This is a genomic window from Acidovorax sp. GW821-FHT10A04 (assembly GCF_059415825.1).
In genome coordinates this window covers 59,959-79,631 of sequence record NZ_JBWKNZ010000001.1, presented here as the reverse complement: position 1 = coordinate 79,631, position 19,673 = coordinate 59,959, and the positions used below count along the sequence as shown (strand labels likewise).

Annotated in this window: 17 protein-coding genes and 3 tRNA genes; 9 read left to right on the top strand and 11 right to left on the bottom strand. The window is 66.8% G+C overall.

The genetic code is table 11. From position 1 onward, the window contains the following. Positions 1 to 28: 28 nt before the first annotated feature. From AC07PF_RS00400 to AC07PF_RS00385, 4 genes are all read right to left on the bottom strand, one after another. Positions 29 to 105 (bottom strand) — tRNA-Gln (locus AC07PF_RS00400). A gap of 30 nt (positions 106 to 135) precedes the next feature. Continuing rightward, positions 136 to 993 (bottom strand): 4-(cytidine 5'-diphospho)-2-C-methyl-D-erythritol kinase, encoded by an 858-nt coding sequence (gene ispE / locus AC07PF_RS00395; protein WP_494609859.1) that lies wholly within the window; start codon positions 991 to 993, stop codon positions 136 to 138. A gap of 24 nt (positions 994 to 1,017) precedes the next feature. Then, positions 1,018 to 1,551 (bottom strand): lipoprotein insertase outer membrane protein LolB, encoded by a 534-nt coding sequence (locus AC07PF_RS00390; protein WP_494609860.1) that lies wholly within the window; start codon positions 1,549 to 1,551, stop codon positions 1,018 to 1,020. Further along, positions 1,551 to 3,350 carry a tetratricopeptide repeat protein gene (locus AC07PF_RS00385; protein WP_494610513.1) on the bottom strand — a complete coding sequence of 600 codons (1,800 nt, stop codon included), beginning with the start codon at positions 3,348 to 3,350 and terminating at the stop codon, positions 1,551 to 1,553. Before AC07PF_RS00385 ends, AC07PF_RS00390 begins: the two co-directional genes overlap by 1 nt. A 29-nt stretch (positions 3,351 to 3,379) precedes the next feature. Between AC07PF_RS00385 and mutM the strand changes: the two genes are divergently transcribed. The 3 genes from mutM to mutY all read left to right on the top strand — a co-directional run bounded on the left by mutM (position 3,380) and on the right by mutY (position 7,387). Next, positions 3,380 to 4,195 (top strand): bifunctional DNA-formamidopyrimidine glycosylase/DNA-(apurinic or apyrimidinic site) lyase, encoded by an 816-nt coding sequence (mutM, locus tag AC07PF_RS00380; protein WP_494610512.1) that lies wholly within the window; start codon positions 3,380 to 3,382, stop codon positions 4,193 to 4,195. Between the two features lie 148 nt (positions 4,196 to 4,343). Further along, complete coding sequence (locus AC07PF_RS00375) at positions 4,344 to 6,317, top strand: dynamin family protein (protein ID WP_494609863.1); 1,974 nt, start codon at positions 4,344 to 4,346, stop codon at positions 6,315 to 6,317. Further along, the gene (gene mutY / locus AC07PF_RS00370; RefSeq protein ID WP_494610511.1) at positions 6,317 to 7,387 is read left to right on the top strand and encodes an A/G-specific adenine glycosylase; all 1,071 of its coding nucleotides are present in this window, start codon (positions 6,317 to 6,319) and stop codon (positions 7,385 to 7,387) included. Before AC07PF_RS00375 ends, mutY begins: the two co-directional genes overlap by 1 nt. A gap of 10 nt (positions 7,388 to 7,397) precedes the next feature. On the opposite strand, the gene rapZ is transcribed toward mutY, so the two are convergent. Genes rapZ through AC07PF_RS00350 form a run of 4 tightly spaced genes read right to left on the bottom strand, consistent with a single transcriptional unit; the run spans position 7,398 to position 11,529 of the window. Beyond that, complete coding sequence (gene rapZ / locus AC07PF_RS00365) at positions 7,398 to 8,276, bottom strand: RNase adapter RapZ (RefSeq protein WP_007855550.1); 879 nt, start codon at positions 8,274 to 8,276, stop codon at positions 7,398 to 7,400. Continuing rightward, positions 8,266 to 9,975 carry a DNA repair protein RecN gene (gene recN, locus AC07PF_RS00360; RefSeq protein WP_494610510.1) on the bottom strand — a complete coding sequence of 570 codons (1,710 nt, stop codon included), beginning with the start codon at positions 9,973 to 9,975 and terminating at the stop codon, positions 8,266 to 8,268. The genes rapZ and recN overlap by 11 nt, the downstream gene beginning before the upstream one ends. Before the next feature lie 2 nt (positions 9,976 to 9,977). Further along, positions 9,978 to 10,883 carry an NAD kinase gene (locus AC07PF_RS00355; protein ID WP_145694970.1) on the bottom strand — a complete coding sequence of 302 codons (906 nt, stop codon included), beginning with the start codon at positions 10,881 to 10,883 and terminating at the stop codon, positions 9,978 to 9,980. 43 nt (positions 10,884 to 10,926) lie between these two features. Beyond that, the gene (locus AC07PF_RS00350) at positions 10,927 to 11,529 is read right to left on the bottom strand and encodes a hypothetical protein (RefSeq protein WP_145694971.1); all 603 of its coding nucleotides are present in this window, start codon (positions 11,527 to 11,529) and stop codon (positions 10,927 to 10,929) included. 197 nt (positions 11,530 to 11,726) lie between these two features. Here AC07PF_RS00350 and hrcA point away from each other — a divergent pair, with 197 nt between their 5' ends. The 6 genes from hrcA (at position 11,727) to greB (ending at position 16,413) form a co-directional block, all read left to right on the top strand. Continuing rightward, positions 11,727 to 12,725 (top strand): heat-inducible transcriptional repressor HrcA, encoded by a 999-nt coding sequence (gene hrcA / locus AC07PF_RS00345; protein ID WP_007855554.1) that lies wholly within the window; start codon positions 11,727 to 11,729, stop codon positions 12,723 to 12,725. A 51-nt stretch (positions 12,726 to 12,776) separates the two neighbouring features. Beyond that, positions 12,777 to 12,853, top strand: a tRNA-Ile gene (locus AC07PF_RS00340). A 451-nt stretch (positions 12,854 to 13,304) separates the two neighbouring features. After that, positions 13,305 to 14,366: a hypothetical protein gene (locus tag AC07PF_RS00335; RefSeq protein ID WP_494610509.1), complete on the top strand. Its 1,062-nt coding sequence runs from the start codon at positions 13,305 to 13,307 to the stop codon at positions 14,364 to 14,366. 268 nt (positions 14,367 to 14,634) lie between these two features. After that, a tRNA-Arg gene (locus tag AC07PF_RS00330) sits at positions 14,635 to 14,711 on the top strand. A 198-nt stretch (positions 14,712 to 14,909) separates the two neighbouring features. After that, positions 14,910 to 15,269, top strand: coding sequence for a hypothetical protein (locus tag AC07PF_RS00325; RefSeq protein WP_494610508.1), 360 nt, complete (start codon positions 14,910 to 14,912; stop codon positions 15,267 to 15,269). Between the two features lie 547 nt (positions 15,270 to 15,816). Continuing rightward, a complete protein-coding gene (gene greB, locus AC07PF_RS00320) occupies positions 15,817 to 16,413 on the top strand; it encodes a transcription elongation factor GreB (RefSeq protein ID WP_007855561.1) in 597 nt (198 codons plus the stop codon). 8 nt (positions 16,414 to 16,421) lie between these two features. Here greB and AC07PF_RS00315 read toward each other — a convergent pair whose 3' ends face one another. From AC07PF_RS00315 to gmk, 3 genes are all read right to left on the bottom strand, one after another. Next, on the bottom strand, positions 16,422 to 18,698 hold the full coding sequence (locus AC07PF_RS00315) for a RelA/SpoT family protein (protein ID WP_007855563.1): 2,277 nt from the start codon (positions 18,696 to 18,698) through the stop codon (positions 16,422 to 16,424). A gap of 97 nt (positions 18,699 to 18,795) precedes the next feature. Beyond that, positions 18,796 to 18,999: a DNA-directed RNA polymerase subunit omega gene (gene rpoZ / locus AC07PF_RS00310; protein WP_005794722.1), complete on the bottom strand. Its 204-nt coding sequence runs from the start codon at positions 18,997 to 18,999 to the stop codon at positions 18,796 to 18,798. A gap of 19 nt (positions 19,000 to 19,018) precedes the next feature. Next, a complete protein-coding gene (gene gmk, locus AC07PF_RS00305) occupies positions 19,019 to 19,639 on the bottom strand; it encodes a guanylate kinase (protein ID WP_007855564.1) in 621 nt (206 codons plus the stop codon). Positions 19,640 to 19,673 lie beyond the last annotated feature (34 nt).

Sequence of the window (19,673 nt, the reverse complement as noted above, 5' to 3'; positions counted from 1 at the left end):
ACGCGAGAGAAAGCGCGTGAAAGAAATTTGGCAGGGGAAGAAGGATTCGAACCTTCGCATGCCGGAATCAAAATCCGGTGCCTTAACCAGCTTGGCGACTCCCCTACACAGGTCAACTGCCGAAAGCAGCCAACCTCAATTCTCGTTCGATGCCCACCCAGCCAGAGGATGAACCATCAAATTGTCACATGCTCTGACCTGCCAGTCGCCCGGGGCGTCTTCCAGATCCACCGCATGTGGCATTTGCGCAAACACCGCACTTCCAGAGCCTGTCATCCTGGGCTGCAACCCGCGTTGTTCAAGCCATCTCAGGGCTTGCTTCACATCGGGGCACAGTGCCTCGGCAACCGGCTGCAGATCATTTCGACCGAAGTCAAAGTGTGTTGCAGCAAAGCCTAAGATTGTAGCACACTCAGAATCGCGTTTCAGATTCGGCGAAGAAAAAATTGCTTTTGTCTCCAAACCTGCTGCGGGCTTGACGACCGCGAAGCGCGCTTGCTGAAGTTGCTGTGCACTCTCAAGCGGCGTTATTGTCTCACCAATTCCTTCGACAAAAGCGTTCGTGCCGCATAAAAAAAACGGCACGTCTGCGCCGAGGGTCAGGCCGATCTTCTGCAGCGCCTGGCGCGAGAGGTTCAAACCCCACAGCCGGTTGAGCGCCAGCAGCGTGCTGGCCGCATCCGAAGAGCCTCCGCCCATGCCGGCCTGCGCCGGCACACGCTTCATGACACCGATGTGTGCGCCCTGGGTGCAGCCCGTGGCCGACTGCAGTGCATGCGCCGCGCGCAGCACCAGGTCCATCTCGGGCAGGGGCGGGCCCAGGTCCTCGCGGCTGATGGCACCGTCCGGGCGGCGTTCGAAATGCAGGGTGTCGCACCAGTCGATGAGCATGAACACCGACTGCAGCAGGTGGTAGCCATCGGCGCGCCGGCCGGTGATGTGCAGAAAAAGATTGAGCTTGGCCGGAGCCGGCACGTCGTACAGGGCTTGCATGGGAGGAAGGAAAAGGCAGGGCGCTCAGTGGCTGAAGGCGATGCGCAGTGTGGCCTCGGGAGCGGGGTCGTGGCGCCGAGCCACCAGCCGGCCGTCAGCACTGCCCGAGAGATCGGCCTGCCAGCCGGTGGCCGTGGCCTGCTTGCCGCCCAGCCATTCGAAGATGGCCGCCACCGGGATGGCCGTGCCGGTGGCCTGGCGCAGCAGCTCATCGAGTGAGGTGGATTCGCGTGTCTCCTGCCCGGTGGTGAGCTGGGCGCGCCCGGCCTCCCACTGCAGCCGCGCCAGGGTGTTGCCCAGCGGGCTGGTCAGCACCAGTTCGCCCTTGTCGGGGTTGCCCTGCAGGTCGAACAGCGAGGAGAACGACTGCGATGCCTGGCCCTCCACCTGCAGTGACAGGCGGCCCGACCAGGATGCGGTGCCGGGCTCGGCAATGCGGGGCGGCTGGGCGCAGCCCGTGAGCCACAGCGTGCAGGCCAGGGCCAGCCATGCCATCCACTGGCGCAGCGGCAGGCCGTGGCCACGCCCTCCGGCGATGCCGCCGCCCGTTGCGCGCATCAGGGCCTGGCCCCCAGGCGCTTCAGGGTGTCCTTGAGGCTGTCGTTGTCGGGGTTCAGGCGCAGGCCTTCGCGCCAGATCCCGAGCGCCTTGTCGCGCTCGCCCATGCTCCAGACGACTTCACCCAGGTGGGCCGCGATCTCGGCATCGGGCCGGGCCTTGAAGGCGGTCTCGAGCAGGCTGCGCGCCTTGGCCTTGTTGCCCATGCGGAACTCCACCCAACCCAGGCTGTCGGTGATGAAGGGGTCTCCCGGGGCCAGTTCCAGGGCCTTGGCAATCAGCTGCCGGGCCTCGGGCAGGCGCTGGCCGCGCTCGGCCAGCGAGTAGCCCAGCGCGTTGTAGGCGTGGTGGTAGTCGGGCTGGCGCGCGATGATCTGGCGCAACAGCTTTTCCATGGTGTCGAACTGGCCGACCTTCTCGGCCAGCATGGCCTGGTCGTAGAGCAGTTCGCCATCGTCCGGGGCCAGCGCCACGAGCTCGGTCTGCACCTCCAGGGCTTCCTTGAACAGGCGCTGGTCGCGCAGCAACTGCACCTCGGCCAGCAGTTTCATGCGCTTGTCGTCTTCGGTCACGCCGGGCAGGGCGCGCAGCAGCGCGCGGGCCTGTGCGATCTTGCCTTGCTTGGCGAGCAGGGAGGCGCGGCGGCTCTGGGCGCTGAACAGCTCGCTCGAATTCTCGATGCGGGCCAGCCAGCCTTCTGCCGCGGCGAAATCGCCACGCTTTTCGGCAATCTGCGCATACAGCAGGTAGGCCTGGTTCAGGCTGCGCTGGCGTGCGTCGCGGTTGATGTCCGGGCCCTCGATGAGCGTCAGGAAGCGCTTGAGCGAGGTTTCGGCCAGGTCCAGGCGGTTGTCCTGCAGCTGCAGGGTGGCCAGGATCAGCCAGGGCTCGGGCAGGTCCGGCTTGGCGCGGGTCACGGCTTCGAGCTGGGTCTTGGCCTCGCCGTATTTCTGCTGGCCCAGCAGCACACGCGAGTAGGCCATCTGCATCTCGGGTGTGGCCTGCGGCTGGCTGGCGAAATAGCGCGTCACAAGGGCTTGCCCTTCGGGCACGCTCTCTTCCTGCAGTTCCATGCCCAGCCGGGCGGGGCCTTCGCTGGTCGGGTCCAGGTCCTGGGCGGCGCGGGCGCTGACCAGCGCGCCGGTCTTGTCGCCGGCGGCCAGGCGCACGCGCCCGATGGCAATGTGTGCCGCGGCCGCATTGGCGGGCTTGGCCAGTTCGTCCGCCAGGGCCTGTTCGACCACCTTCGCGGCCAGGGGCTTGTCGCTGGCGCGGGCGAACATCTGGGGCACGATGCCCAGGATGGTGGGCTTGGCCTGGACCGGCGCCTGGGCCAGCTCCTGGCGCAGCAGCTCCGGGGTCTCGCCGATGCGGTTCAGGGCGATCAGGATCTGCAGCACGTAGCGGTTGGCCTCGCGCGAGTCCGGCTGGGCTTCGCGCCAGGCCTTGGCCGCTGCCAGCGCATGGTCGCCCGCGCGCGCCTGCAGGGCCATGTCGGCAGCCCGCTGGTAGAGCTGGGGGTTGTTGGTGCGCCGCGCCGCCTCGAGCATGAGGGCGTAGCCCGTGCCCGCCTCGCCGGTGCGGGCGTTGATCTCGCCCATGAGGATTTCATAGAAAAGCTCGGCGTCCAGGGCTGGGTTGCTGCTGGAGGCGTCGTCGGGTGCCGGTTCGGCCGCCGGGGGCGCCGTGCTGCCAGGGGGCTGCTGCGCGTAGCCCACGCTGGCCACTGCTGCAAGAGCAACTGTCAATACGGCAGACCGAAAGTAGTTTGAAGGCACCATCGACCCATAATAATCCATGCATGACTACCTGTTCGTGAGGGCTTTGGATGCCTGAGTTGCCCGAAGTGGAAGTAACAAGGCGCAGCTTTGCGCAGGCCATCGCTGGCGCCCGGGTCACGGCCGTGCGGCTGGGCAAGCCGCTGCGCTGGCCGCTGGGAGGCGACGGCGATGCCTTGGTGGGGCGGCAGGTCCTGGGTGTGCGCCGCCGCGGCAAGTACCTGCTGGTCGATCTGGACCAGGGCATCCTGCTGGTGCACCTGGGCATGTCCGGCAGCCTGCGCTTTGCGCACGGCCTGCCGCCGCCGGGCCCGCACGACCATTTCGACCTGGGCACCACCCAGGGCACCCTGCGCCTGCACGACCCGCGGCGCTTCGGTGCGGTGGTACACGCCGCGGGCGAGGCCGATGCCGTGGCGCAAAAGCTGCTGGGGGGCCTGGGTATGGAGCCCCTGTCCGAGGATTTCACCCTGGACGCCTTCAGCCGGGGCATCAAGGCCAGCCGCGCACCCATCAAGCAGATGCTGCTTGCGGGCAAGGTCGTCGTCGGGGTCGGTAACATCTATGCATCGGAGGTACTGTTTCTGTCGGGTATTCGCCCGCAGACGCCCTCGGCGCGCATCGGCCCCGCCAGAATGGGGCGCCTGCACGCCGCCATACGCCAGGTGCTGGAGCGTGCCGTGGAGCTCGGGGGCAGCACGCTCAAGGACTTCTCCAACGCCGACGGCGCCTATGGCAGCTACCAAGCCCACGCCAATGTGTACGGGCGTGAGGGGGCGCCCTGCAAGGTCTGTGGCACGCCCATCCGGGCCCTGCGCCAGGGCCAGCGCAGCAGCTATTTCTGCCCCCGCTGCCAGCGCGCGTGAGGGCTGCCGGAGGGCGGCTTGGCCGGCCGAGTGTGGCGTATGCGGCCCATCGTGACGGGTAAGCACCATCCACAGCTATGGCTGGCGGGCAGTCGATGCTATATTTTGTTCAGTTCAGAAACAGTCGTTATCGAACGCCGGGAGCAAAGTGGGACCTTCATTCAACGAGCAGTTTGACCAGCATGGCGCGTGGAGACGTGCGTTCGCTCAGCAGCTCAAGCAGCTGGCCGAGTGGATGTCTTCGCACGAGCTGATGGACGCGTCCGTGCAGGAGCGCCTGCAGCGCCTGGAGAGCCAGGTCCGCACCGACAAGGTGATGGTCGCGTTCGTTGCCGAGTTCTCGCGCGGCAAATCCGAGCTGATCAACGCGATCTTCTTTGCGGACTATGGCCGGCGCATCATGCCCGCCAGCGCGGGGCGTACCACGATGTGCCCCACCGAACTGGGCTACGACGCCGACTTCGCACCCAGCCTGCGCCTGTTGCCCATCGAGACGCGCCTGCAGATGCACGGCCTGGCCGAGTGGCGCCTGCGGCCCGAGCGCTGGCAGGAGATCCCCCTGGACGTGAACGATCCCGACCAGATCGCCAAGGCCCTCGAAAAGGTGGCCGAGGTGCGCCGGGTTAGTCTGGACAATGCCCGCGCGCTGGGTTTCTGGCACGACGACCTGGTGGACGAGAACCCGATCCCCGACGCCAATGGCCTGGTCGAGGTGCCCATGTGGCGCCACGCCATCATCAATATCCCCCACCCCCTGCTCAAGCAGGGGCTGGTGATCCTGGACACCCCGGGCCTGAACGCCGTGGGCGCCGAGCCCGAACTCACGGTGAACCTGATTCCCCAGGCCCATGCCGTGGTGTTCATCCTGAGCGCCGATACCGGGGTGACCCGCTCGGACCTGTCCATCTGGCGCGAGCACCTGGCCACCTCGGCCGAGAGCCTGGACGGCCGGCTGGTCGTGCTCAACAAGATCGACACCCTGTGGGATTCACTCAATTCCGCCGAGCAGATCCAGGCGCAGATGGTGCGCCAGGTCAATACCGCGGCCGAGATGCTGGGCGTATCCCCCGACAAGGTGGTGCCCGTGTCTGCCCAGAAGGGCCTGGTCGCCAAGATATCGGCCGACGACCTGCTGCTGGAGACCAGCGGCCTGCCGGTGCTCGAGGAGGCCCTGGCCAAGGGCATCATGGGCCAGCGCCAGGCCATCCTGCGTGCGGCCGTGGCCACGGGCGTCGCCGGCCTGCGCGCCGAGACCGGGCGTGTCATCAACATCCGCCGGCGCGACCTGGACGACCAGATGGCCGAGCTGCGCAGCCTGCGCGGCAAGAACGCCTCGGTCATCGAGTCCATGCGCCAGCGCATCGAGCAGGAGCAGCACGAGTTCGACCTCTCCGCCTCCAAGATCCAGGCGGTGCGTGCCGTGCACCTCAAGCTGCTGCGCGACGTGTTCCAGCAGCTGGGTTCCAAGGCGCTCAAGGTGGAACTGGCCGAACTGGCGCAGCTGTTGCAGCAAAAGGGCCTCAAGCTCGGCGTGAAGAAGATCTACGTGCAGACCTTCGACAAGCTGCGCGGCACGCTGGACAAGGCCCAGGCCTCGGGCACCGAGATCCAGGCCATGCTGGGCGGCACCTTCCGCCAGCTCAATGCCGAGTTCGGTTTCTCGCTGCAGGTGCCTCCGCCGCCACAGCTGGAGCATTTTGCGCACGACCTCTCGCAGATCGAGCAGAGCCACCTGCAGTACCTGGGCCTGGGCAACTCGCTCAAGCTGGCCCAGCCCGAATTCTCCGAGCGCCTGGTGCGCGCCCTGGCCATGCGCCTGCGCACCGTGTACGAATCCGCCGCCAACGACCTGGAGCTGTGGAGCAAGTCTGCCACGGCACAGCTCGACGCGCAGCTGCGCGAGCGCCGCCGCAGCTTTGCCCGCCGCATGGAGGCGGTGGACCGCATCCAGCAGGCTGCCAGCGGGCTGGTGGAGCGCATCGCTGAAATCGAGCAGGGCGAGGGTGAGCTGATCCAGCTGGAGCACCGCCTGCAGGAGCTGACCGCGCAACTGATCGCGCCGCCGGACGCCGAGCAGGCCGCACCCGAAGAGTCCTCCGTGGACGTGGCCTTGCCGCTTTGATGGACGCGCGGGCGGGCGGGGTGGCCCAGCGCGTGGTGCGCTGGCAGGCGACGGCCGGGCGCAACCACCTGCCCTGGCAGAACACGCGCGACCCGTACCGGGTCTGGCTGTCCGAGATCATGCTGCAGCAGACGCAGGTGAGCACGGTGCTGGGCTACTACGCCCGCTTCCTCGAAAAATTCCCCGATGTGCAGGCCCTGGCCCGCGCGCCGCAAGACGAGGTCATGGGCCTGTGGAGCGGCCTGGGCTATTACAGCCGGGCGCGCAACCTGCATGCCTGCGCCCAGGCCGTGGTGGCCCTGCATGGCGGCGCCTTTCCGCGCACGGCCGAGGTGCTGGCCACCCTGCCGGGCATCGGCCGGTCCACGGCCGGGGCCATCGCCTCCTTCTGCTTTGCCGAGCGCACGCCCATCCTCGATGCCAATGTGCGCCGCGTGCTCACGCGGGTGCTGGGCTTCGATGCCGACCTGGCCGTGGCGAAGAACGAGCGACTGCTCTGGGACCAGGCCGAGGCGCTGCTGCCGGTGGAGGACCTGGCCAACGCCATGCCGCGCTACACCCAGGGCCTGATGGACCTGGGCGCCTCGCTGTGCAGCCCGCGCGCGCCCGATTGCCCACCCTGTCCGCTGGTGGACATCTGCGTGGCCGGCCAGGCCGGTGATGCCGAGCGCTACCCGGTGCGCACGCGCAAGCTCAAGCGCCGGGCCGAATCCTGGTGGCTGCTGGTGATGCGGGATGCAAAGGGCCGCGTGTGGCTGGAGCGCCGGCCCGACTCGGGCATCTGGGCCGGGCTGTTCTGCCTGCCGGTGTTCGCCGACGAGGCGCACCTGCACGACCACCTGGCTCACCTGCCCACGCCGGTGGTGCCGGGGCAGACCGAGGCACTGGGGGCCTTCCTGCATGTGCTGACCCACCGCGACCTGCACCTGCACCCCGTGGTGCTCGGCGTGCCGGTGGCGCGTGATGCGACCGGCCAGGGCGGCTGGTACGGCGTCAGCGAGTGGGAGGCCATGGGCCTGCCCGCGCCCATCCGCAAGCTGTTGGCAAGCCTCTTCGGCGGCCTGTTGTAAGACAGCCGGGTCAGCGCCCGTCCAGCTCGCGGTGGCGCCGCAGCGTGGCCCAGCGCCGGCCGAAGGCTTCTGCCAGCCGCTCCACCAGATAGACCGAGCGGTGCTGGCCCCCCGTGCAGCCGATGGCCACCGTCACGTAGCTGCGGTGGTTGCGGTCCAGCATTTCCAGCCAATGGGCCAGGAAGCCCTCGATATGGCTTTGCATCAGCGCCACATCGGGTTGGGCGCGCAGAAAATCGGCCACCGGGGCATCCAGCCCGGTTTTTTCACGCAGTTCCGGCTCGTAGTGCGGGTTGGGCAGCATGCGCACGTCGAACACGTAGTCCGAGTCCACGGGCAGCCCCCGCTTGAAGGCGAACGACTGGAACACCAGGGTGAGCTGACCCGGCGCCGTCGCCATCAAGGTCTTTACGTAACTTTGCAATTGCGAGGCACGGATCGCACTGGTGTCGATGACGTGCGCCTCCTCGCGCAGGTCGGCCAGCAGTTCGCGCTCGAGCTCGATGATCTGCACCAGCGCACGGCGGCCCTGCTTGAGCGCGTCCGGGGTCAGCTCGTCGTGCGACAGCGGATGGCGCCGGCGCGTTTCGGAAAAGCGCCGCACCAGGGTGTCGATGGTCGCGTCCAGGAACAGCGAGTGCACGACCACGCCCTGCTTGCGCAGCCGGTCGAGCTCCAGCGGCACCAGCGGCAGCGAGGTGGCGCTCCGCACGTCCATGGCGATGGCCACGCGGTTGCCGTGGTGCCGGTGCTCCAGTGACACGAAGGCCGGCAGCAGCTCGGGGGGCAGGTTGTCCACGCAGTAGTAGCCCGCATCCTCCAGGGCATGCAGGGCCACCGACTTGCCCGAGCCGGACATGCCGGTGATCAGCACGATCTCAAGCGCCATCGGTCTGTTTCCTCCTCTTGGGGCGGCGCACGGGGGCAGCGGGCGGTGCGATGGCGAGCATCTCGCGCGCGTGCGCCACGGTCGCCTTGCTGGAGTCGTCGCCGCCCAGCATGCGTGCCATTTCGGATATGCGGCCATCGCCCTGCACGGCCACCACCTGGCTGGCCGTGCCCTTGGCGCCGCTGCGCTTGGACACCACCAGATGGTGGTCGGCGCGCGCGGCCACCTTGGGCAGGTGGGTGACGGTGAGCACCTGGCGGTCGCGCCCCAGTTGCTGCATTAGCCGGCCCACGGTGTCGGCCACGGCCCCGCCCACGCCCGAGTCCACCTCGTCGAAGATCAGCGTGGGGGCTTCACCCAGGGCGCTGGTGGTGACCGCGATGGCCAGCGAAATGCGCGACAGCTCGCCGCCCGAGGCCACCTTGCCGATGGGCCGCGGGCTTGTGCCCGGGTGGCCCGCCACGAGGAAGGCCACATCGTCCGTACCGTGGGCGGCGGGCTCGGCCAGCTTGCCCAGGGCCACCTCGAACTGGCCGCCGGCCATGCCCAGGCCCTGCATGGCCTGGGTGATGGCGGTGGACAGCCGGGGCGCGCCCTTGGCGCGCGCCAGCGACAGGGCGCGCGCTGCCGCCTGGTAGGCCCGGGCGCTGGCGGCCTCGGCCTTTTCCAGGGCCATCAGGTCGGCCGCCGCATCGAGCTGCTGCAGCTCGGCCTTCCAGCCGTGCAGCAGGGCGGGCAGTTCCACCGGGCTGCGCTTGTAGCGCCGCGCCAGCGTCATCCACAGCGACAGGCGCGCATCCACGGCGGCCAGGCGCTCGGGGTCCAGGTCGTTGTGGCGCAAGTAGGCGTGCAGCGAATGCACGACATCGCCGGCCTGCGCCACCGCGGAGTTGAGGATGTCGGCGGCGCTGGCGAATTCGGCCTCCAGGTGCTCATGGCCCTGCAGCAGGTCCTGCGCGCGCGAGAGGCCGTCCAGCGCGCCGCCCCCATCTCCGTCCCCGCCGGACAAGACGGCAATGGCGGCGTTGGCCGCGTCCATCAGCGCCGAGGCGTTGGACAGGCGCCTGTGCTGCGCGTCGAGCTCGGGCCATTCGTCATCGCCCGGGGCCAGCTTGTCCACCTCGGCGATCTGCCACTGCAGGCGCTCGCGCTCCCGCTGCAGGGTGGACTGCGCGGCGCGGGCCTGGGCCAATGCCTTCTGGTCCTGGCGCCACTGGTGCCAGCGCTCGACCGTGGGGCGGTCGCTGGTACCCGCGTAGGCATCGAGCAGGCCGCGCACCGATTCGGGCCGGGTCAGGCTCTGCCAGGCATGCTGGCCATGGATGTCGAGCAGCAACTCGCCGAGCGCGCGCAACTGCGTGGCCGTGGCGGGCGTGCCGTTGATCCAGCCGCGGCTCTTGCCCTGGGTGTCCACCGTGCGGCGCAACAGCAGCAGCTCCTCACCCTCCAACCCGGCCTCTTCGAGCCAAGGCCTGGCGGCGGGTGGGGTATCGAACTCGGCGCAGACATCGGTGCGCGCGCAGCCCTCGCGCACCAGGGCGGCATCGGCGCGGGCGCCGAGCACCAGTTGCACGGCGTCGATGAGGATGGATTTGCCGGCACCGGTCTCGCCGGTGAGCACGGTGAAGCCGCTTTGCAGGTCCAGCTCCAGCGCCTCAACGATGACGAAATCACGCAGCGTGATGCGCCTCAGGGCCATGGTCAGGAGCCCCCTTCGTTCCAGCGCAGCTTCTTGCGCAGGGTGGCGAAGTAGTTCCAGCCCAGCGGGTGCAGAAAGCGCACGCAGTGCTCGGAGCGCTGCACCAGGATGCGGTCGCCGTGCAGCAGCGAGGCCAGCGACTGCATGTCGAAATTGGCGCTCACGTCGCGGCCGCTGACCACTTCCACGGCGATCTCGGTGGCGTCCGACAGCACGATGGGCCGGTTGGACAGGGTGTGCGGCGCGATCGGCACCAGCACCCAGCCGGGAATCGAGGGGTGCAGCATCGGGCCGCCGGCCGACAGCGCATAGGCCGTGGAGCCCGTGGGCGAGGCGATGATCAGGCCGTCGGCCCGCTGGTTGGCCACGAAGCGGCCGCCCACCTCCACGCGCAACTCCACCATGCCCGAGGTGGCGCCCCGGTTCACGACCACGTCGTTCATCGCCAGCGCCTCGAAGACCACCTGCCCGTCGCGCACCACGCGGGCATGCATCAGTGGGCGCAGGTCCTCCTCGTACTCACCCTGCAGCATCGGGGGCAGGGTGGTCTGGTAGGTGCCGAAGGGGATGTCGGTGATGAAGCCCAGCCGCCCCTGGTTGATGCCGATCAGCGGTGTCTTGTGGCGCGCCAGCTGCCGGCCTATGCCCAGCATGGTGCCGTCGCCCCCCACCACCAGGCCCAGGTCGCACTGGGTACCGATGGTGTCAACGTCCATCGCAGGATAGCCGGACAGGCCGGTGTTGGCGGCGGTCTCGGCTTCCAGGGCCACGGTGCAGCCCTGGCCTTGCAGGAACTGGGCGATGTCCTGCAGGGCCTGGCGCGAGCCCTCGGTCATGGAGGAGGCGCCTGCAGCCGATGCCTGCTGGTACTTGCCGATGAGCGCTACATGGCGGAAATTGGAGGGCATCGCGAAATTACATCATTGTTGGAATACGGTCTGACCGCGCGGCTTACTCGACGATCAGGGTGTAGGTCACGGCTTGCTGCATGCTGGGCAGCCAGCCTCCGAAATTGAGCTGGTGCCTGCCCGGCGCAAGAGGTTTTAGCATCACATAGTAGCCATTGGCGGCAGATGGATAGATTCGTGCGCGCGGCGTGGCGAGAATCCCCACATCGAAGCATCCGGTGGCCTGGCGGTGTGCAACGAGTTCGTCTGCGCGCTGGCCGTTCAAATCCAGCAGCAGGCCGGTGGCGCCATTGGTGATTCCGGCAGCGGACAGCATGGCCGACATGCAGGCACCTGGCGTGTCGTGATGCTGCATGACCACATAGTTGATCAGCGGGAAGAACAGGTGGGTGTCTCTGGGGATCTTGCATGTTCGCACCGTCCTGCGTGTGCCATAGGTGCCAGCCAGAAACCAAACGGAGCCTTGCTGCTTCAGGTTGCACAGTTCTCCTGTCTGATCGGATACGGGGCTTCTCGCCACATCGAACGAACCCGCCCACTGCCACCAACGCTCCGACCACTTCGACTGGGATATGCCTTGCACCTGCGCATCGGGCGGCAGTACCACCTCTTGGGCCATCCCTGCGGTGCATGCCATGGCCAGCATGCATATCATCGGCCCTCTGCGTCGGAAACTCTTCACGGTACTGTCCTTGCTTATTGTTGTCGGTTGGCCTGGCGCGCATGATGGGCCATCGCCGGCCAGTACAGCGGCAATGCTAGTGCATTCGATGCAGGCTTCTCTGCGCAACGATAGACGAATCCTGGCAGTGAAACGCCCACTTCCCTCATTAAAATCAATCCATGCTCGATGACCGTGCCAAGTTGCTGCTCAAAGCGCTCGTGGAGCGCTACATAGCCGACGGCCAGCCCGTCGGCTCGCGCACGCTATCGCGCGCCTCCGGCATGGACCTGTCGCCAGCGACCATCCGCAACGTGATGGCCGACCTCGAAGAGCTGGGCCTGATCGCCAGCCCGCACACCTCGGCAGGGCGCATTCCCACAGCCAAGGGCTACCGGTTGTTCGTGGACACCATGTTGACGGTGCAGCGTGACCCTTTGATTTCACCCCCGCTGGCGCCCGAGCAGCCGCAGAAGGTGATCGCCAACGCCGCCAACCTGCTGTCCAACCTGTCGCAGTTCGTGGGTGTGGTGATGGCACCACGGCGCACCTCGGTGTTCCGGCACATCGAATTTTTGCGGCTTTCGGAGCGGCGTTTCCTGGTGATCATCGTCTCGCCCGAGGGCGACGTGCAGAACCGCGTGATCTTCACCGACATCGACCACTCGCAGTCGCAGCTGATCGAGGCCGCCAATTTCCTCAACGCCAACTACGCCGGCCTGGCCATGGAGCAGGTGCGCGAGCGCCTCAAGTCCGAGGTGGATGCGCTGCGCGGCGAGATCGGCACGCTCATGCAGGCCGCCGTCAACGTCGGCTCGGAGGGCGAGGCGCAGGACGAGGTGGTCATCTCGGGTGAGCGCAACCTGCTGTCGGTGAGTGATTTCTCCAGCGACATGGGCAACCTGCGTCGCGCCTTCGACCTTTTCGAGCAGAAGACGCAGATCCTGCGCCTCATGGATTTCTCCAGCCAGGCCGAGGGCGTGCGCATCTACATAGGCGGCGAAAGCCAGGTCGTTCCGTTCGAGGAACTCTCCATCGTGAGCTCTCCCTACGAGGTGGATGGCAAGGTGGTGGGCACGCTAGGCGTGATAGGCCCCACGCGCATGCCCTACGACCGCATGATCCAGATCGTGGACATCACTTCCAAGCTGGTGTCCAACGCGCTCAGCCACCGCCGTTGAACACCGGCTTGCCCCTACAATACCGCGTGCCCCATCTTCGGTCAGGTACACGGGGCGTTAGCTCAGTTGGTTAGAGCAGAGGACTCATAATCCTTTGGTCGCGGGTTCAAGTCCCTCACGCCCTACCATATCCCTCTTGGCATAGTTGCTATCAAAGTTGCAGCTTCTTGCCCGCATGGCGGGTGATGCCGCGTCAATTTTCTCCCACAAGCGGCCCCCGTCGCCCATGCACCCTCTCCCGGCCGGGGAGGGCCCCTCAGGGCATCCGCATGTAACTTGTGCGCCGAATCACTGCATCAATGCAACGTTACCGTTACGATGCAAAGACACGTTATGTCACGTTTGCGGGCCTGCAGTGGGGCGGGCCTGGCGGCGCGTTGGCGTGGTGACATGTCAGAACGATAGGCCAAACGGTCCTGGCATTCGCGGTTTTCTGCTCTGAAATTGGCGGCCCATGGTGAAGGGGGCCGCCGCGCGCGTGCCTGGTCATTTTTATTTTTGGAGTCCTCGATGCGGTATCTCATTGTTTTATTTTTGTCGGCACTGACCACCTTTGCGCAGGCTGCGAACTTCGTTTCGATGCACCAGTCTGCACACAAGATTGCCCTGCCGCCAGCGCCCGGCACCTTCAACTACACCTTTGACACCAAGGTCGGCTTCAAGGCGCAGTACGCGCCCACTGGCGTGACGGGCTGCGCGATCGGCTTCGGCACCGGCGGCTGCGCCTTCCCTGGCGGCGGTTCCCTCTCGCTGCCCGAATTCACCGGCTTCCAGATGCAGAGCCAGGAATTCAAGGTCTTCATTCCTGCCGGTGCGCGCTCGTTCCTGTTCTCCGGCTACGCGGCCCAGGGCACCCAGTCGGCCTTCGTGCTGCGCTATGGCAAGGAGCCGACCCGTGTCGCCGCCCTGAGTGGCAGCGAGTACCAGGCAGCCCAGACCGGCGAGCGCATCGACACCTCGTTTGCGCGCCTGGTCAATGAAGATGTCGACCACTTCGTCGTGCACGATGGTGGCGGCACCCTGCGCTTCGTGGGCGGCCAGCTCGATGCCAACCGCAGCAGCACCAACCAGGGCAAGTGGCTCTATGTGCGCCAGCTGAGCGGCGCCGCGCTCTTCGACTACCAGGGCGCCATCGACGTGGACATGCCCAAGTACGCGGCCGGCTACAACGCCATCACCTGGACCACCAGCCCCTTCCCGGACCCCGTGGACGCGGCAAGCCCTGGCGGCGGTGGCGGCACCACCAATCCGCCGGTTGCGGGCACGACGGTCACCACCACGGTGGCCTCCGCCGCCGGCCAGTCCCTCAAGCTGGACATCACGATGACGCAGTCGGCCACAGAGGTCGCCGCCAATCCCCAGATCAGCACCTGGGTGGCCGCGCGCATTCCCGCCAACGGCCTGTTCTACACGACGGACGTCTGGTTCTTCCGCAAGGTCGATGGCTGGGCCCAACTGTTGCTGCCCTTCCCCGAGAACGTGGCCTACTCCAGCCTGGGCACGAATGCGACCACCTTGAAGTTCTCGCCCTCGATGGACCTGACGGACGCGGACCTGCGCGCCTTCAATATCGAGATCTATTTCGGCTACAAGACCAGTACGGGTGCCTTTGTCAGCAAGGGCAAGGTCTGGCCCCAGTAAATAGGTTGGCGCACGGCGCCTTCCCCACCTCGCAAAAAAAGGCCCTACGGGGCCTTTTCGCATGCGGCCGCCGACAAGAGGGAAAGCCGGCCGATCAGGGGCGCTGGCCAATAAATTTGGACCTTTTGCCTGGAGGCACCTTTTGCGTGCGCTACAATACGTGCAGCAGACGAGTTCTGTGATTGCCACAGGGTTTCACGTTGAGGCAAACGCAGAAAGCAGCGATTTTTTGAAATGTTGAAAAATCCATGCTATAATTCGAAGCTTAGCGGCTGTAGCTCAGCTGGATAGAGTACTTGGCTACGAACCAAGGGGTCGTGGGTTCGATTCCTGCCAGCCGCACCAACAGGTAAGCCCTGATATCGCAAGGTATCAGGGCTTTTTCCTTTGTGCGCTCTGATTTCCCGCCAGCCCGTTGCGCAGTGCTGCTGGTAAGGGCTCTGGGCCCTGTAGTCGCCGTGGTGCGCACCTCGCGCAGTCTTCCTACGCCTCCATCGCACATGGCGGCGCACTCTGTGGGTGAATTCTTACCCGTGCCCACCGATGATGCCCACCCACGCAGTCACCTGCCAATTCAAGCGCGACCCCGCGGCGGAACATCTTGCCTCGACCCCGGTCGAGGTGGATGCGGAAGCCGTGCTCTTCAGCTGGACGGACCAGGAGGGCCGGGGCTACCAGGTGTTGCTGCGGGAGGGGGATCGGTTGGTGGCGACCCTGCGATGGGATGACCTGGAGCGCGCTGCCGCCACAGAGGAACTGGACTTGCAGTGCCGGGCGCTCGGGCTCATCTGGGAGGCCGCCTCTCCCGTCGTGGAAACCGCGTGGGCGTCGTCTGCAGCGGGCGCGGACGGCGTGGCGCCCCATCGACTCGCCGTGTCTGGAGGCATACACCATGGCCACTGATCCCAGGGACCACCCGCTGCACCAGGTGCCCAAGGACCTACCCCGGCCGCCTGGCGATCTGCCACCCGCTGGCCCGCCGCCGCCGTCCCCGCAGCAGCCAGGCACAGGGCCCTCGCCAGATGGAGTCGGCCCCTATGCGGGGGAGGAAGAGAACGAAGCCGGGGATCCCGTGGGCAAGCCGCCCAGGATGTGAGGCACCAGCCTGTAGGCATGTCAACCCGCGAGTGGCCGTTCAAGGATGACCACCATGGTGCGCCGTCCTCACCATGCAGGCCCTGCGCCAGGAAGTGCATGGCCTGGCGCTGCCCCGGTGCCTGGAGAAAAGCCGGGAGCACTTCGTGGCGGGCATGGATGCCCAGCTAGAAGACATCGAGGCCTTCATAAGGGGGCCCTGTGTGCCTGCACCACGGCCAAAACGCGCCTCATGAACGAAAACTTCGTGGAGTTCGGCAACAAGGCATCTGCCTGCCCTGCGAACAGCTGAGAGACTGGGCGGGAAGGGCCGGGTGCCCGGAACGCGGGGCTGCCGCAGGGGTAACATGCCGCCATGAGCAAGGCTTTCACCAAGGAATCCGACCCGCAGGCCGATGACGACGAAGGGCCGGCACTGCCCCCCATCCCCGCCGGTTCGCGCAACTACATGACGCCCGCGGGCTATGCCCGGCTGCGCGGTGAGCTGCTGGACCTGATCGACAACGAGCGCCCGAAGATCGTCGAGGTGGTGCACTGGGCGGCCAGCAACGGCGACCGCTCGGAGAACGGCGACTACCTCTACGGCAAGAAGCGCCTGCGCGAGATCGACCGGCGCATCCGCTTCCTCACCAAGCGGCTGGAGGTGGCCGAGGTGGTGGACCCGCTGGTCCACGCCGGCAGCGACCAGGTGTTCTTCGGCGCCACCGTGACCTATGTGGACGAAGAGGACGTGACCAGTACCATCACCATCATGGGCATCGACGAGGCCGACAGCGGCCGCGGCCAGGTGAGCTGGGTGTCGCCTGTGGCGCGCGCCCTGCTCAAGAGCCGGGTGGGCGACGAGGTGCCGCTGCCCACGCCGGGTGGCGTGCGCTCGCTGGAGGTGCTGGAGGTGCGCTACGAGCCGCACGATGCGCCGCCCGCGCAGGAGTCGCAGCCCCCTGATCGCTGAACGGCGGGTCAGGCCGCAGGGGTGATGCGGCTGGCGCGGATCACCGCAGGGGTGCGGCGCAGGTTGCGCAGGGCGGCCTCCACGTGGGCCTGGTCGCGCACGGCGACGATGAAGCGCAGGTCGGTGGTGTCCAGTGCCACCTCGTCGTCCATGTCCACGTGGGTGATGTCGGCCTCGGCGCTGGCCAGGTCGGCGGCCACGCGGGCCAGCACGCCCTTGCTGTTGGTGATGGTGACGACGATGCCGGTCTCGAACATGCGCACCGGCTCGTCCGCCCAGTCCACGGCGATGAAGCGCTCGCTGTCCTTGTGCTGCAGGCGCTTGGCCACGCCGCAGTGCGTGTTGTGCACCACCAGGCCCTCACCCCGGCCCAGGTAGCCCACGATGGCATCGCCCGGCACGGGGCGGCAGCAGTGGGCGTACTGCACCGATGCGTTCTCGCTGCCGTCCAGGGTGACGGCGCCTTGCGAAAGCCGCTCGTGCGAGGTGTAGCGCTCGCGGCTGAGCAGCAGCGCGTCGGGCCGGTGGCCGTGCTCGCTCATCAGCACCATGAGCCGCTTGGCCACGATGCTGGCGATGCGCTTGCCCATGCCCAGATCGGTCATCAGCTCGGTGCGCGTGCGGTTGCCGGTAAAGCGCAGCAACTTGTCCCAGATGGGCTGGGTTTCGGCGTTCACCGGGGGCAACTGTTCCAGGCCTTCGGAGCGGATGGCCTGGGTCAGCAGTTTCTCGCCCAGGCCCTCGGACTCGGCATGCGCCAGGGTCTTGAGGTAGTGGCGGATCTTGGAGCGCGCCCGGCCCGTGCGCACAAAGCCCAGCCAGGCCGGGTTGGGCGTGGAGATCGGCGCGGTGATGATCTCCACCACGTCGCCGTTCTTGAGCTCGGTGCGCAGGGGCACCTGCTCGTTGTTGATCTTGGCCGCCGTGGTGCGGTCGCCCACGTTGCTGTGGATGGCGTAGGCAAAGTCCACCACCGTCGCGCCGCGCGGCAGGGCCATGATCTGGCTCTTGGGCGTGAACACGTAGACCGCGTCAGGGAATAGGTCCACCTTCACGTGGTCCCAGAACTCGGCGGCGTCGCGCGTCTCGTTCTGGATGTCCAGCAGCGACTGCAGCCACTTGGTGCCCAGGCGCTCGGCCGAGGTGCCGTCACCGTCCTGCGCCTTGTACAGCCAGTGCGCGGCCACGCCGGCCTCGGCGATCACGTGCATCTCGTCGGTGCGCATCTGGAACTCGATGTTCACGCCCGAGGGGCCCACCAGCGTGGTGTGCAGCGACTGGTAACCGTTGAGCTTGGCAATCGCGATGTGGTCCTTGAACTTGCCGGGTACCGGCTTGTACATCTGGTGCAGCACACCCAGGGCCGTATAGCAGTCCGTCACCGTGGGCACGATGACGCGAAAGCCGTACATGTCCGTCACCTGGGCAAAGCTCAGGTGCTTCTGGTCCATCTTCTGGTAGATGGCGTAGAGCGTCTTCTCGCGTCCGGCCAGGCGCACCTGCATGCCGATGCGCGCGAACGCCGCGTCCACCTCGCTCTGCACGCGCTGCACCAGGTCGCGGCGGCGGTTGCGCGACTTGTTCACCGCCTTGGCCAGCGTGGCGTAGCGCCAGGGGTGCAGATGGCGGAACGACAGGTCCTGCAGTTCGCGGTAGGTCTGGTTCAGCCCCAGGCGGTGGGCGATGGGGGCGTAGATCTCCAGCGTCTCCGACGAGATGCGGCCCCACTTGCTGCGCGGCATGTCCGACAGCGTGCGCATGTTGTGCGTGCGGTCGGCCAGCTTGATGAGGATGACGCGCACGTCGCGCGCCATGGCCAGCAGCATCTTGCGGAACGACTCGGCCTGGTTTTCCTCGCGCGTGTTGAACTGCAGCTTGTCCAGCTTGGTCAGCCCGTCGACGAGCTCGGCCACCGGCGCACCGAAGCGCTCGATCAAATCGACCTTGGTCACGCCGCAGTCTTCCATCGCGTCGTGCAGCAGTGCGGCCATCAGGGCCTGGGCGTCGAGCTTCCAGGTGGCGCATTGGGCCGCCACCGCGATGGGATGGGTGATGTAGGGCTCGCCACTGTTGCGCAGCTGGCCCAGGTGGGCCTCGTCGGCAAAGCGGTAGGCCTGGCGCACCTGCTCGATGCTGTGGGCGTCCAGGTAGTCCAGGTTGTCGGTGAGCGCGGCAAAGCTGGCAGCCGCGGCATTGGCCGCTGCCGCAGATGCACTGGCCGGAGCGTGGGTGGTGTCGCCAGGCCGGGCAGGTGCTGCCGAAGGAGTGTTGAACACCGCGTTCATGCCTTAAATGTAGCGCGGGTACGCGATACGGGTCGCCAGGGCAAAAAAAAGCACCGCATGGCAGCGGTGCTCTCGGGGCCGGGGCCCTTGCGCAGACTCAACCAGGAACCTTCTTGAGCATTTCCAGGCCGACCTTGCCTTCGGCGATCTCGCGCAGGGCGGTCACGGCGGGCTTGTTGCGGCTTTCGATGCGTGGAGCATGGCCCTGGCTCAGCATGCGGGCGCGGTAGGTCGCGGCCAGAACGAGCTGGAAGCGGTTGGGGATCTTTTCCAGACAGTCTTCTACGGTGATGCGTGCCATCGGTGGGTACTCCGGGGATTCAGGTGATATTGAGCGACTGGAAGGTGTCAGCACGGGCGCGTCGCTGGGCGGCGTACTTAAGGCGCTGGGCGTGCACAACGGCCTTCAGGTCAAAAAGCGCGCGCTCGAACAGTTCATTGATTATAACGAAGTCGAATTTGCTGACCTCCGCCATCTCGGTGGCGGCGTTCTTCAGGCGCACCTCGATCACGTCGGGCGAGTCCTCGCCCCGGCGTTCCAGGCGCGAGCGCAACTCTTCCCAGCTCGGTGGCAGGATGAACACCAGGATGGCATTGGCGAACGCCTCGCGGATCTGCAGCGCACCCTGGAAGTCGATCTCCAGGATCACGTCCGAGCCCTGGGCGATGCGCTCCTCGATGGCTTTCTTGGAGGTGCCGTAGCGGTTGCCGTGCACATGCGCCCATTCCACGAAGGCATTGCCCTCGACCATGGCGTCGAACTCGGACTGCGACGCGAAATAGTAGTCGCGCCCGTGCTTTTCCTGGCCGCGCGGGGGGCGGGTGGTGTGCGAGATGGACAGGTGAACGTGCGAGTCCAGCTCCAGCAGGGCCTTGACCAGGCTGGATTTGCCGGCACCGCTCGGGGCTGCCACTACGAAGAGGTTTCCTGGGTAGTCCATAGATGAAGGTGTGCGCCGTGCGCTCAAACCATGA

Coding starts and splice junctions, on each gene's coding strand:
- ispE (WP_494609859.1), bottom strand. CDS start 993: ATGCAAGCCCTGTACGACGTGCCGGCTCCGGCCAAGCTCAATCTTTTT.
- AC07PF_RS00390 (WP_494609860.1), bottom strand. CDS start 1,551: ATGCGCGCAACGGGCGGCGGCATCGCCGGAGGGCGTGGCCACGGCCTG.
- AC07PF_RS00385 (WP_494610513.1), bottom strand. CDS start 3,350: ATGGATTATTATGGGTCGATGGTGCCTTCAAACTACTTTCGGTCTGCC.
- mutM (WP_494610512.1), top strand. CDS start 3,380: ATGCCTGAGTTGCCCGAAGTGGAAGTAACAAGGCGCAGCTTTGCGCAG.
- mutY (WP_494610511.1), top strand. CDS start 6,317: ATGGACGCGCGGGCGGGCGGGGTGGCCCAGCGCGTGGTGCGCTGGCAG.
- rapZ (WP_007855550.1), bottom strand. CDS start 8,276: ATGGCGCTTGAGATCGTGCTGATCACCGGCATGTCCGGCTCGGGCAAG.
- recN (WP_494610510.1), bottom strand. CDS start 9,975: ATGGCCCTGAGGCGCATCACGCTGCGTGATTTCGTCATCGTTGAGGCG.
- AC07PF_RS00355 (WP_145694970.1), bottom strand. CDS start 10,883: ATGCCCTCCAATTTCCGCCATGTAGCGCTCATCGGCAAGTACCAGCAG.
- AC07PF_RS00350 (WP_145694971.1), bottom strand. CDS start 11,529: ATGCTGGCCATGGCATGCACCGCAGGGATGGCCCAAGAGGTGGTACTG.
- hrcA (WP_007855554.1), top strand. CDS start 11,727: ATGCTCGATGACCGTGCCAAGTTGCTGCTCAAAGCGCTCGTGGAGCGC.
- AC07PF_RS00335 (WP_494610509.1), top strand. CDS start 13,305: ATGCACCAGTCTGCACACAAGATTGCCCTGCCGCCAGCGCCCGGCACC.
- AC07PF_RS00325 (WP_494610508.1), top strand. CDS start 14,910: ATGATGCCCACCCACGCAGTCACCTGCCAATTCAAGCGCGACCCCGCG.
- greB (WP_007855561.1), top strand. CDS start 15,817: ATGAGCAAGGCTTTCACCAAGGAATCCGACCCGCAGGCCGATGACGAC.
- AC07PF_RS00315 (WP_007855563.1), bottom strand. CDS start 18,698: ATGAACGCGGTGTTCAACACTCCTTCGGCAGCACCTGCCCGGCCTGGC.
- rpoZ (WP_005794722.1), bottom strand. CDS start 18,999: ATGGCACGCATCACCGTAGAAGACTGTCTGGAAAAGATCCCCAACCGC.
- gmk (WP_007855564.1), bottom strand. CDS start 19,639: ATGGACTACCCAGGAAACCTCTTCGTAGTGGCAGCCCCGAGCGGTGCC.